Source organism: Pseudomonas sp. RW407, from assembly GCF_003176655.1.
Classification (GTDB): domain Bacteria; phylum Pseudomonadota; class Gammaproteobacteria; order Pseudomonadales; family Pseudomonadaceae; genus Pseudomonas; species Pseudomonas delhiensis.
Genome location: NZ_QGSL01000029.1, coordinates 675,938 through 687,361, shown reverse-complemented (window position 1 = coordinate 687,361; position 11,424 = coordinate 675,938). Strand labels below are relative to the sequence as shown.

Below are 11,424 nucleotides of genomic sequence, written 5' to 3'. Positions count from 1 at the left end.
CCGCCGACCTGCGCGACCGGCGAGCCGTGGACGAGCTGGCTGGGCAGGCCCTGGCGCGTCTCGGTGGTCTCGACGCGCTGGTCTGCAATGCCGGCGTGGCGCCCCACATGGGCCCCATCGCCAAGGCCAGCGACACCGACTGGGAGCTGACCCTCACCGTCAACCTGCGCAGCGCCCTCTGGCTGGCCAACGCGCTGCTGCCGGCCATGGCCGCGCGCGGCGGCGGCAGCGTGGTGCTGATGGCCAGCATCGCCGGCGTGCGCGGCAACCGGGGCCTGGGCCTGTACGGCCTGTCCAAGGCCGGCCTGGCCCAGCTGGCGCGCAACCTGGCGGTGGAGTGGGGGCCGGCGAACATCCGCGTCAACGCCATCAGCCCGGGGGTGATCCACACCGAGTTCGCCCGCCCGCTCACCGACAACCCCGAAGTCATGCAGCGCCGCCTGGCGCTGACGCCGCTGCGCCGCGTCGGCCGCCCCGAGGAAGTGGCCGCCCTGGCGCTGCTGCTGGCGGCGCCCGGGGGTGCCTTCATCAGCGGCCAGAACCTCATCGTCGACGGTGGCACCACCATCGGCGACGGCAATTGAAAGGAGATACCATGCACCCGCTTCCCGAATTCAAACGCATCGTTACCGGGCACGACGCCCAGGGCCGGGCGATGGTCGCCAGCTGCGGCCCGACACCCAACGTCTTCCCGCTCAAGGCTGTGCCCGGCACTGTCTTCCATGAGATATGGAACAGCGCCACCAGCCCGGCGCCGCTGGACGACGGCGACGACCCGACCGACCAGCCGCTGCAGCTGAGCCCCGGCCCGCTGGGCAGCGTGATCCGCGTGGTGGACATCCCGCCGGACAGCGTGCAGAACCAGGTCAGCGCCGAAGAGGCCGCGGCCGCCTTCGCCGAGATCGGCCAGGCCCATGCCGGCACCGGCAAGGCCGATTCGAGGCACAGGCTGATGCACCGCACCCGGACCCTCGACTACGGCATCGTCACCGAAGGCGAGGTGTGGCTGGTGCTCGATGACGGCGAGGTGCACCTCAAGCGTGGCGACATCGTGGTCCAGCGCGGCACCAACCACGCCTGGAGCAACCGCACCGAGCAGATGGCGCGGATGGTCTTCGTCCTTCTCGACGGCCGCTACGCCGAAGCGCTGGAGGCGCTGCTGCCATGAAGCTCGCGACCCTCGACGACGGCAGCCGCGACGGCCGCCTGCTGGTGGTTTCCCGCGACCTGCAACGGGCGGTGGAGGCCGGCGGCATCGCCGCCACCCTGCAGGCGGGGCTGGAACACTGGGAGGCCGTCGAACCCGGCCTGCAACGCCTCTACCAGCGCCTGAACGCCAACGAACTGGCCGACGCCTTCGCCCTCGATCCCACCCGCCTGGCCGCGCCGCTGCCCCGTGCCTGGCAGTGGCTGGACGGCTCCTGCTTCCTCAGCCACGGCGAGCTGATGCAGAAGGCCTTCAATCTCGAACCCATCGCCGGCGCCGACAGCATCCCGCTGATGTACCAGGGCGCCGGCGACGACTTCCTCGGCTCGTGCGCGGACATCCCGCTGCCCAGCGAGGCCCACGGCATCGATTTCGAAGGCGAATTCGCCGTGCTGGTGGACGCGGTGCCCATGGGCTGCCCGGCCGAATGCGCCCTGGCCCACGTACGCCTGGTCCTGCAGCTCAACGATGTCAGCCTGCGCGCCCTGGCGCCGCGGGAGATGAAGACCGGCTTCGGCTTCCTCCAGGCCAAGCCCGCCAGCAGCTTCGCCCCGGTGGCGGTGACCCCGGACGAGCTGGGCGAGGCCTGGCGCGACGGCCGCGTGCACCTGCCGCTGCAGGTGGAATGGAACGGCGAATGGTTCGGCCACCCCCATGGCGGGGCCATGCATTTCGGCTTCCACCAGTTGATCGCCCACGCGGCTCTGACGCGACGGTTGAGCGCCGGCACCCTGGTCGGCTCGGGCACCGTCTCCAACGCCGACCGCAGCGTCGGCTCGGCCTGCATCGCCGAGCGCCGCGCCATCGAGACCATCGCCCAGGGCGCACCGCGCACCGGCTTCATGCGCTTCGGCGACCGCGTGCGCATGGAGGCCCGTGGCCCGGACGGCGAGGTGCTGTTCGGCGCCATCGACCAGCGCGTGGTGCAGGGGGGCTGGCCATGCGCGTGATGGTCAGCGGGGCCAACGGCTTCGTCGGCCGCGAGCTGGTCGGGCGCCTGCTGGCGCAGGGCGAACTGCGCGGGCAGCGAATAGAGGCGCTGCTGCTGCTCGACCAACAGCTGGACGGCTTGCCGGACGACCGCCGCCTGCGCCGCCACTTTGGCAGCATCACCGATCCGGCGCTGCTGCGCCGGGTGCTGGCCGACGGCATCGACGTGGTCTTCCACCTGGTCAGCGTGCCCGGTGGCGCCGCCGAGGCGCAGTACGAGCTGGGCTACCAGGTCAACCTGCAGGCCAGCCTGGAGCTGCTGCAGCAACTGCGCAACCGCGAACGCCCGCCGGTGCTGGTGTACGCCAGCAGCGTGGCGGTATACGGCGGCGAGCTGCCGGCGCGCATGGACGAGGCGCAGCCGGCCCGCCCGCAGCTGTCCTACGCGGCGCACAAGCTGATGGTCGAGACTGCCCTGGAGGACCTGGCCCGCCGCAGCGAGGTGGACGGCCGCGCCCTGCGCCTGCCCGGCATAGTCGCCCGGCCGCGGCAGCCCAACGGCCTGCGCTCGGCGTTCATGAGCGACCTGCTGCACGCCTATGCGGCAGGGGAGCCCTACACCTGCCCGGTGTCGCCGCAGGCCACGGCCTGGTGGATGTCGGCGCGCTGCTGCGTGGACAACCTGCTGCACGCCGCCGAGCTGGAGAGCCCCGGCGAGCGGCGGGTATGGCAGCTGCCGGTGCTGCAGCTGTCCATCGCCCAGGTGCTCGACGCCCTGGCCGCCAGCTTCGGCGAGGCCCACCGCGAGCGCATCGCCTTCGAGCCCGACGCGCAGCTGGAGGCCCTGTTCGGCCGCTTCCCGCCGCTGCGCACGCCCCACGCCCGCGCCCTGGGCTTCCGCCACGACGGCACGGCCGCCGCGCTGCTGCGCAATGCCCTCGACCTCACGCCGCGCCGCAGCCGCGCGGCTGCCCGCAAAGGAGTTTCCGCATGAACCTGAGCAAGCGCCGCCTGCTCGACCTCTCGGTGAGCCTGGACAACAACCCCTACAGCGACCCGCCGCCGCTGCTGCCGAGGATCGACTACATGGACCACCAGCAGGGCTGGGCGGAAATGGCCGCGATGTTCCCCGGCCTGCGCAAGGAAGACCTGCCGGGCAACGAGGCCTGGGCCGCCGAGCGCCTGCAGGTCACCACCCACAGCGGCACCCACATGGACGCGCCCTGGCACTACGCCTCCACCACCGACGGCGGCAAGCCGGCCTTCGGCATCGACGAGCTGCCGCTGGAATGGTGCCTGCAGCCGGGGGTGAAGCTGGACTTCCGCCACCTGCCCGACGGCCACGTGGTGACGGCGGCGCAGGTGGAGGCGGAACTGGCTCGCATCGGCCACACCCTGCAGCCACTGGACATCGTGCTGGTGAACACCCGCGCCGGCAGCCTGTTCGGCCAGCCGGGCTATCTCGACGCCGGCATCGGCATGGGCCGCGAGGCCACGCTCTACCTGCTGGAGCGCGGCGTGCGGGTGGTGGGCACCGACGCCTGGAGCTGGGACGCGCCTTTCACGTACACCCGCGAGCGCTTCGCCGCCAACGGCGACGCCTCAATCATCTGGGAAGGCCACAAGGCCGGGCGCGACATCGGCTACGGGCAGATGGAGAAGCTGGCCAACCTGGAGCAGCTGCCGGCCCATGGCTTCCTGGTCAGCTGCTTCCCCTACAAGATCCGCCACGCTTCGGCGGGCTTCGTCCGCGCGGTGGCGATTTTCGAGGGCTGAGGGCCCGCATCAGCGGATGCCCAGCAGGCGGTCCAGCGACAGCCTGCCGCCGCCGCGGGCGACCAGCAGCAGGAGCAGCCCGGCCCAGGACAGGTGGGTGGGCCAGGCGTCGGGGTAGACGAAGACCTCGATCACCGTGGTCATGCCCAGCAGCGCCAGGGCCGAGAGACGGGTGCCCAGGCCCAGCACCAGCAGCAGCGGGAACAGGTGTTCGGCGTAGGTGGCCAGGTGCGCGGCCAGGTACGGCGAAACCAGCGGCAGCGCGTATTCGCTGCGGAACAGCTCGTAGGTGCCCGGGGTGATGCTGAGGAAGCCCTCGACCTTGGTGCGCCCGGAAAGGAAGAAGATCGAGGCGATGCCCAGCCGCGCCACCAGGCACAGGAAGCTGTCGCCGAGCAGGCGCTGCAGGGTGTCGGCCAGCCGGCTCCAGTGGTGCAGCAGGCCGTGGCGGCTGGCCGGGGAATGGGTGATGTCCATGGCGGGTTCCTCAGTGGGGCAGGATGAGCGGGGCGAAGGCCGCGGCGGCCAGCAGGCGGCCGAGCAGGGCGGTGAAGTCCAGGTCGGGCTGGGCCTGCAAGGCCAGGTTCGATGCCAGGTCGAGGTCGTGCCCGGCAGCGCAGGCGTCGAGGAGGGCGCAGCCGCCGATCTCCAGCGGCTGCCAGGCCACGCCCGCGGCGCTGCCCACCAGCAGGGCGCCTTCGCCGTGCCAGGGGAGTTCCTCGGGCAGGGCCAGGGCCTGGCGGTTATGGCGCCACAGGCTGTAGATCGGCTGCCCGGCGAACCAGCGCCAGCGCACGCAGGCCCGCGGGCGCAGGCGGCAGCGGGCGAGGTCGCTGGCGGTCATGCCGGCCAGTTCGGCCAGGCCGAGGGCGGGCTCCTGCTCGGCGGCGAAGGCCTCCAGCCAGAGCCGGTCCAGGCGCGCCACCTCGGCCAGGTAGGGCAGTGGGCGGGCCGGCTCGAAAGCGCCGAGGAAGTCGGCGAAACCTTCGCCATAGAGAACCAGCCGCGCATCGGTTGGCGGGGCCTGCCGGGCATACAGCGCCGCGGCGCCTTCCAGCCAGTCGCGGCCGACCAGGCGCTCGACGGCGGGGAAGTTGTCGCACAGGGCGTCGACGCAGCCCTTGAGCACGGTGTTGCGGTAGACCGCGAAGCCGGGCTGGGCGGCCAGCGCCGCCAGGTCGCCCGCCGGGCGCTGGTGGAGCGCTTCGACGAAGGCGTCCTGGAAGCGTCCGAGGGAGCTGTTCATGGGACCCTCCGTTGCAGGTCGAGGATGGCCTGGGCGCGTTCGCGTTCGGCGAGCAGCGTGTCGAATGCGGGGATCTGGCCGTCGCGCTCGATCAGCGTCGGCCGCGGGCCGATGCGCCGGACCAGGCGCTGGTAGAGCGTCCAGACCGCATCGGCGACGGGGGCGTCGTGGGAGTCCACCAGCAACTCGCCACCGTCGTCGCGGCTGTGCCCGGCGAGGTGGATCTCGACCACGGCCTCGGCGGGAAAACGGTCCAGGTAGGCGCCGGCGTCGAAGCCGAGGTTGTGGGCGCTGACGTGCACGTTGCTGACGTCCAGCAACAGGCCGCAGCCGGTGCGCCGCGCCAGTTCGGCGAGGAAGTCGATCTCGTCCCGCTCATGGCCGACCAGGTGCAGGTAGTGGCTGGGGTTCTCCACGGCGATGCGCCGGCCCAGCGCGTCCTGGGTACGCTGGATGTTGTCGGCGATGCGCGCCAGGGCCTCGTCGCTGCGCGGGAAGGGCAGCAGGTCGGGGTGGTAGTGGCCGCGCCAGGCGGACCAGGCCAGGTGCTCCGAGACCAGCACCGGCCGTACGCGCTCGGCCAGGGCGCGCAGGCGCTGCAGGTGCGCCGTGTCGGGCGGGGCGTCCGCCGCCAGGGACAACGAGACCCCATGCAGCGACAGCGGATGGCGCTCGGCGATGCGCTCCAACCAGGCGAGGCGCGGGCCGCCGACCATGTAGTTCTCCGGGTGGACTTCGAACCAGAGCCCTTCGGCGCCGCAGCCCAGGGCCTGGGCATAGTGCTCGGCCTTCAGGCCCAGGCCGGCGCCTGGTGCGTGGGTGGCTTTCATGGTCGGCGGCCTTGGCTCAGGACTTCATCGGGGTCAGCGAGCCCATGCCGTGGGGCGTCTTGATCGAGGTGCAGGTGCCGGCCGGGACGTTCTTCCAGTGCATGGCGTCATAGTCCTTCTTGGCGCTGCCGGCGCAGGTGGTGCCGGCGCCGGCCTTGCAGTCGTTCTTGCCGGCCAGGGCCACGCCGTAGCATTTCTCCAGGGCGGCGCCTGCGCCGGCCTGGGTGTTCATGTCGTCGGCCAGGGCGGCGCCGGCGAGGGAGGCGAGGGCCAGGGCGGCGCTGGCGAGGGCGATGCTTTTCATGGTGCGGTCTCCGAAAGGTTGGGATGGCCGGCGGAGGGTTACCGTCGGCTCATGAACCAGTTCGCCGCCTGCGGCCGTCCGGTTACAGCGCCGCGAAAATTTTTTTGAGGTTTCGCGCCCGCCGCCCTAACGTATTGAACGACGGCCGTTTTTTTTCAGGCGGCCGGGGGCGTGTTCGGCGCGGGCCGGCCCTGGGGAAAATTTCATCCGCGGTGTAACCAGGGCGACCGATGCAACGAACTACCAGCCAGGAGCAATTGAACGCACGCGAGGCGCAGCTCCAGGCCTTGCTGTTGCGTGGCCTGGCCGGCGACGCCGCGGCCTACCGCGATTTCCTCGGCGCCCTCGGCGCGCACCTGCGGGCGTTCCTGCGCCGGCGCCTGGCGCAGCGCCCGGCGGAGGTCGAGGACCTGCTGCAGGAAGTGCTGCTGGCGGTGCACAACGCCCGCCACACCTACCGCGCCGGGCAGCCGCTGACCGCCTGGGTGCAGGCAATCGCGCGCTACAAGCTGGCCGACCATTTCCGCGCCTTCGCCCGCCGCGAGGCCCTGCAGCAGCCCCTGGAGGAGGACGACGGGGAGCTGTTCGCTGGCGAGGACGACGAACCGGCCCAGGCCAGCCGCGACCTGGGCCGGCTGCTGCAGCAACTGCCCGAGCGGCAGCGCCTGCCGATCATCCATGTGAAGCTGGAGGGCCTGTCGGTGGAAGAGACCGCGCGGCTCACCGGGCTCTCCAGCTCCGCGGTGAAGGTCGGCATCCACCGCGGGCTCAAGGCCCTGGCGGGCATGATTCGAGGTAAGCGCAACGATGAAGACCGATGAACTGATCGACCTGCTCGCCGCCGGCGAAACGGCGGTGGACCGGCACGCCCTGGCGCGGCGCTTCGCCCTGGCCCTGCTGGGCGGCGGCCTGGGCGCGCTGCTGCTGGTGGCGGCGCTCTACGGCGTGCGCGCGGACCTCGCCGAGGTGGCGCGCACGCCGCTGTTCTGGGCCAAGCTGGCGCTGCCGGGCAGCCTGGCGCCGCTGGCGCTGTGGCTGTGCGGCCGCCTGGCGCGCCCCGGTGTGCGTGGCGGCGCGGCCTGGGCCGCGCTGTGCCTGCCGGTGCTGCTGGTATGGCTGGGCGGCGCCCTGGCGCTGGCCGGTGCGCCGCTGGAAGCGCGCGCCGACCTGGTGTTCGGCCGCACCTGGCGCACCTGCCCGCTGAACATCGCGCTGCTCTCGCTGCCAGCCTTCGTCGGCGTGTTCTGGGCCCTGCGCGGCCTGGCGCCGACATGCCTGCGCCAGGCCGGCGCTGCCGGCGGCCTGCTGGCCGGGGCCATCGCCACCCTGGCCTACTGCCTGCACTGCCCGGAAATGGGTGTGCCGTTCTGGGGCATCTGGTACCTGCTGGGCATGCTCCTGCCGACACTGCTGGGCGCCATGCTGGGCCCGCGCCTGCTGCGCTGGTGAGGCCGGAGCCGGCAATAGTCACCTGGGCCCCTGTCGCCAGGGCCCAGGCGTGTCGTGATTGGCGAAGTCCGGGCACTGCCGGTTGTCGGCTCGTCCGCTGGCCGGGCGAAATCGGAGCTATTCCTGCACTGCTCCAGCCGACGATGGAGGAGGAAATGGAACGACTAAGGAAGGTGTTGCTGGCCTCTGCCATCAACGAGACTTCCGCCGTGCAGGTCTTGCGGCAGGCCGCGGCGGAGATCGCTTCGCCCGATACCGCCGCGGCCCTGCTCACCGCCGCGAAACGCCTCGAGGAGAGTGCCGATGCGCTGCTGCAGGCCGCGCACCGGATCGAACTGACATTGCACCCCGACGCCCGGGAGGAGAGTGGGGTCGGACTTGCGCCACTGGAATGAGCCCGCCTGGGCGGGGAGGGCGGCGGTGGCGCTGTTCAGGCGGCCGTCGTCGAGGTTCCCCGGCCACGGACCATCACCCGGTTCCGGCCGGCCTGCTTCGCCTGGTAGAGCAACTCGTCCGCCTCCTTGAGCGTGGCGGCGACATCCGGCCGGTCCGCCGTCCAGCAGGCGACCCCCGCCGACAGGGTGACCTGCCCGGCCGGGGGGACGACGGCTTCGGCCATCGAGCGGCGGATCCGTTCCGCCACTTCCGTCGCGTCGGCCAGGCCCGTCAGCGGCAGCAGCAGGATGAATTCCTCGCCGCCCACCCGGCAGGGCACGTCGCCGTCGCGGCAGTTCTGCCGCAGCAGGTCGGCGAAGGCCTGCAGCACCTTGTCGCCGACGTCGTGGCCGAACGCGTCGTTGACCCGCTTGAAGTGGTCGATGTCCATGCTGATCACAGCGAAAGGCTTCTCCAGCAGCGCCCAGTCGTGCAGGCAGTCCTCCAGCATGCGCCGGTTCGCCAGGCCGGTCAGCGGGTCGCTGAGCACCTGGTGGTTGAGCTTACCGATGCGCTCCTGGGTCAGCAGCGCGCCCTGGACCAGGGCACGGCGGATGCGCCAGGCCTCGTAGTACCAGGCGCGCACCTTGCCGATGCCCTGGGAGTCGTCCAGCTGCTCGGCGTAGTCGGCCAGCCGGCTCAGGGGGTGGCTGATCCGCGAGGCAGCCCACCAGAGCAGGATGAACCCCAGCAGGGCCATGGGCACTATGCCTTGCACCACCTCCAGCATCAGCGCCCGCAGGGCGGCGAGGGGAACGCTCAGCGGTTGCTGGGAAACCACGCCCCAGCCGCTGCTGGACACCGGCGCGAAGCCCGCCAGCATCTCCACCCCTTCGTCGTCGGTGACCGGCATGGCGCCGCTCTCGCCGCGCAGCACGGCGTCCACCGCCGCGTTCGGGCCCACGGCCTTGCCGATGCGGTCGGCATCGGGGTGGAACAGCAGGTGGCGGTTGCCGTCCACCAGGTAGAGGTAGGAGGCGTCGGTCTGGAAGTGCTTGCTGACGATCTCGTTGAGCGCGTTGTTCTTGCGCAGGTAGATGGTGCCCCCGACCAGCCCCAGGTACTCGCCCTGGGGGCTGTGGATGGGGTGGGAGACGAACACGATCAGGTTGCCCACCAGTGAATGGAAGGCCGGGCTGATCATCGCCTGCTTGCGCTCCAGCGGTTCCCGCGAGCGCAGGCTCTGGCCGGCCAGGCTGAGCGCCGGCGGGTAGGAGGCCAGTATGCGGCCCTGGGCATTGGCCACCACCAGGGTGTTGAAGCTCTGGTCCTGCTCCGCCAGGCGCCGGGTTTCCGCTTCCAGCGTCGCCCGGGAAGCGAAGTCCCCGCCCATCACCTGGGCGCTGTAGCGCAGCCGGCCCAGGTCGGCGTCCAGGCTCTGGCCGAGGGTCAGGGCGACTTTCGCCGCGTAGGCGCGGTTGGTTTCCAGCGAGTTGCGCACCAGCGTCTCGCGCTGGATCCGGTAGGTGGCATAGAGGTCGTTCAGCAGGGTGGCGAGGATGGCCACCGAGGTGAACAGCAGGATCAGCGTGCGCAGGTTGAGCTTGGGGATGGCCCCGGCTGGCATGGGTGTATTCCAGTGGCACGTGGTAGTTGGCGGCCCGCGACGGCCGGGCCGCCGGCTTCCGGCAGGCAGCGACCTGTCAACGGTCGGTCCTTCGGTGCTGCATCGGCATATCCTGCCAAGGTTCATGGTAGGTGAAAATTTGGTGGCATATGGCCATTATTTGACCAGTGGTGCGCGACGGCTTGCCTGGCCCTGGCCTGGGGCGGTTTCCTTGTCCGCCTGCAGGTTGACTATTTCTCGATAATCCCTGGCTGACCCTTCTGGCGTTTCCTGCTGACCGTCGCCTTCGCCAAGGTCGCCCGCTACTGCGTGCTCTACACGATGACACTGGTCTGGGCCTCAGCCGATCAGGAAAGTTGAGTACCGCCCGGCATGAGCTTAGAACCGGCAGCGATTTGTCGGCGGGCCCGGGAAACCTCAGGATAGACCGGCGAGGGTGACGAAGGCTCCCCAGCCGGCCTACGCTTGGAAAGAACCACGGCATTGGAAGTAGCGATACATGCACGAGATCGGCAAACAAAACGAAAACAACCCGGTGAGCTGGCAACTGGAGCGCATCGTCGAAGAACTGCGCGCGGCGCGCAGCGAGTGGCGTAGCCGCAGCGGCCGGCCGCGCGAGCAGGGAGGGCGCGAACTACCCTCGCGGCGTTCCATCGAGGAAATCGTCGAGCGCCTGGCCAGCGCGCTCTTCCCCATGCGCCTGGGGCCCAACGACCTGCGCGAGGAGAGCGAGGACTTTTTCGTCGGGCGTACCCTGGATAGCGCCCTCAACGCGCTGTTGGTCCAGGCGCGCCTGGAACTGCGTTATGGCGCACGCCAGCGCGGCGAGTCGGACGACGGTATCGAGGCGCGGGCGCAGGACATCGTCCGCGACTTCGCCCTGGCCTTGCCGCTGCTGCGCCAACTGCTGGATTCCGACGTGCTGGCCGCCTATCAGGGCGACCCGGCGGCGCGCAGCGTCGACGAGGTGCTGCTGTGCTACCCGGGCGTGCTCGCCATCATCCACCACCGCATGGCGCACCATCTGTACCGCGCCGGCCTGCCGCTGGTGGCGCGGATCATCTCGGAGCTGGCGCACTCGGCCACCGGCATCGACATCCACCCCGGCGCGCAGATCGGCGGCAGCTTCTTCATCGACCACGGCACCGGCGTGGTGATCGGCGAAACGGCGATCATCGGCGAGCAGGTGCGCATCTACCAGGCGGTCACCCTCGGGGCCAAGCGCTTCACCGCGGACGAGACCGGCCAGTTGCACAAGGGCCAGCCGCGCCACCCCATCGTCGAGGACGAGGTGGTGATCTATGCCGGCGCCACCATCCTGGGGCGCGTCACCATCGGCAAGGGCTCCACCATCGGCGGCAACGTCTGGCTGACGCGCAGCGTGCCGCCGGGCAGCCAGATCAGCCAGGCCAGCCTGCAGCAGCAGGCCGGCGACGCGGGGCTGGACTAGGTATCCGCCGTTTCCAGCGGCGGATGATCGCGGACGGAGTCCGCTCCTACGGTTCCAGGGAAACACGGCCGTAGGAGCAACTGTCTATTGGGTTTAGGTGTAACGCGCCGCTCCGAGTGTTCGGATGTCTCTTGTTTCGCCCCCTCGGGCGAGTCACTTCTTTCAAACGTCGGGAAGCCGAACCTCAAAGAAGTAACCAAGAAGGCTTGCCCCGACATACGGGCCCGATA

General features: G+C 70.7%; 14 protein-coding genes. 9 read left to right on the top strand and 5 right to left on the bottom strand.

Annotated features, from left to right (window positions below; translation table 11 throughout):
- From DK254_RS03985 to DK254_RS03965, 5 genes are all read left to right on the top strand, one after another.
- Positions 1-584 (top strand): SDR family NAD(P)-dependent oxidoreductase (locus DK254_RS03985; protein WP_109932985.1); only part of this gene is annotated, 584 nt, incomplete at its 5' end.
- A gap of 11 nt (positions 585-595) precedes the next feature.
- Positions 596-1,168, top strand: coding sequence for a cupin domain-containing protein (locus DK254_RS03980; RefSeq protein WP_109932398.1), 573 nt, complete (start codon positions 596-598; stop codon positions 1,166-1,168).
- On the top strand, positions 1,165-2,157 hold the full coding sequence (locus DK254_RS03975; RefSeq protein WP_109932396.1) for a fumarylacetoacetate hydrolase family protein: 993 nt from the start codon (positions 1,165-1,167) through the stop codon (positions 2,155-2,157). The genes DK254_RS03980 and DK254_RS03975 overlap by 4 nt, the downstream gene beginning before the upstream one ends.
- Positions 2,148-3,131 carry an NAD-dependent epimerase/dehydratase family protein gene (locus DK254_RS03970; RefSeq protein WP_089393285.1) on the top strand — a complete coding sequence of 328 codons (984 nt, stop codon included), beginning with the start codon at positions 2,148-2,150 and terminating at the stop codon, positions 3,129-3,131. The genes DK254_RS03975 and DK254_RS03970 overlap by 10 nt, the downstream gene beginning before the upstream one ends.
- Positions 3,128-3,913 carry a cyclase family protein gene (locus DK254_RS03965; RefSeq protein ID WP_109932394.1) on the top strand — a complete coding sequence of 262 codons (786 nt, stop codon included), beginning with the start codon at positions 3,128-3,130 and terminating at the stop codon, positions 3,911-3,913. The genes DK254_RS03970 and DK254_RS03965 overlap by 4 nt, the downstream gene beginning before the upstream one ends.
- A 9-nt stretch (positions 3,914-3,922) precedes the next feature.
- Here DK254_RS03965 and DK254_RS03960 read toward each other — a convergent pair whose 3' ends face one another.
- Genes DK254_RS03960 through DK254_RS03945 form a run of 4 tightly spaced genes read right to left on the bottom strand, consistent with a single transcriptional unit; the run spans position 3,923 to position 6,293 of the window.
- On the bottom strand, positions 3,923-4,390 hold the full coding sequence (locus DK254_RS03960; protein WP_109932392.1) for a DoxX family protein: 468 nt from the start codon (positions 4,388-4,390) through the stop codon (positions 3,923-3,925).
- 10 nt (positions 4,391-4,400) lie between these two features.
- A complete protein-coding gene (locus DK254_RS03955) occupies positions 4,401-5,159 on the bottom strand; it encodes a DNA-binding domain-containing protein (protein WP_109932390.1) in 759 nt (252 codons plus the stop codon).
- Positions 5,156-5,989, bottom strand: a complete 834-nt coding sequence (locus tag DK254_RS03950; RefSeq protein ID WP_109932388.1) for a DUF692 domain-containing protein — start codon at positions 5,987-5,989, stop codon at positions 5,156-5,158. Before DK254_RS03950 ends, DK254_RS03955 begins: the two co-directional genes overlap by 4 nt.
- 16 nt (positions 5,990-6,005) lie before the next feature.
- Positions 6,006-6,293 carry a DUF2282 domain-containing protein gene (locus DK254_RS03945; RefSeq protein ID WP_109932386.1) on the bottom strand — a complete coding sequence of 96 codons (288 nt, stop codon included), beginning with the start codon at positions 6,291-6,293 and terminating at the stop codon, positions 6,006-6,008.
- Positions 6,294-6,523: 230 nt separating this feature from the next.
- On the opposite strand from DK254_RS03945, the gene DK254_RS03940 reads away from it, so the two are divergent.
- The 3 genes from DK254_RS03940 (at position 6,524) to DK254_RS03930 (ending at position 8,137) form a co-directional block, all read left to right on the top strand.
- Positions 6,524-7,114, top strand: a complete 591-nt coding sequence (locus DK254_RS03940) for a sigma-70 family RNA polymerase sigma factor (protein WP_109932384.1) — start codon at positions 6,524-6,526, stop codon at positions 7,112-7,114.
- Complete coding sequence (locus DK254_RS03935) at positions 7,101-7,742, top strand: DUF1109 domain-containing protein (RefSeq protein ID WP_109932382.1); 642 nt, start codon at positions 7,101-7,103, stop codon at positions 7,740-7,742. Before DK254_RS03940 ends, DK254_RS03935 begins: the two co-directional genes overlap by 14 nt.
- A 155-nt stretch (positions 7,743-7,897) precedes the next feature.
- Entirely contained in the window at positions 7,898-8,137 is a 240-nt protein-coding gene (locus DK254_RS03930) for a hypothetical protein (RefSeq protein WP_109932380.1), read from the top strand.
- Positions 8,138-8,172: 35 nt separating this feature from the next.
- Here the strand turns inward: DK254_RS03930 and DK254_RS03925 are convergent, their stop codons facing one another.
- Complete coding sequence (locus tag DK254_RS03925) at positions 8,173-9,744, bottom strand: sensor domain-containing diguanylate cyclase (RefSeq protein ID WP_109932378.1); 1,572 nt, start codon at positions 9,742-9,744, stop codon at positions 8,173-8,175.
- A 499-nt stretch (positions 9,745-10,243) separates the two neighbouring features.
- Here DK254_RS03925 and epsC point away from each other — a divergent pair, with 499 nt between their 5' ends.
- Positions 10,244-11,194: a serine O-acetyltransferase EpsC gene (gene epsC / locus DK254_RS03920; protein WP_109932376.1), complete on the top strand. Its 951-nt coding sequence runs from the start codon at positions 10,244-10,246 to the stop codon at positions 11,192-11,194.
- The last annotated feature ends 230 nt before the right edge of the window (positions 11,195-11,424 follow it).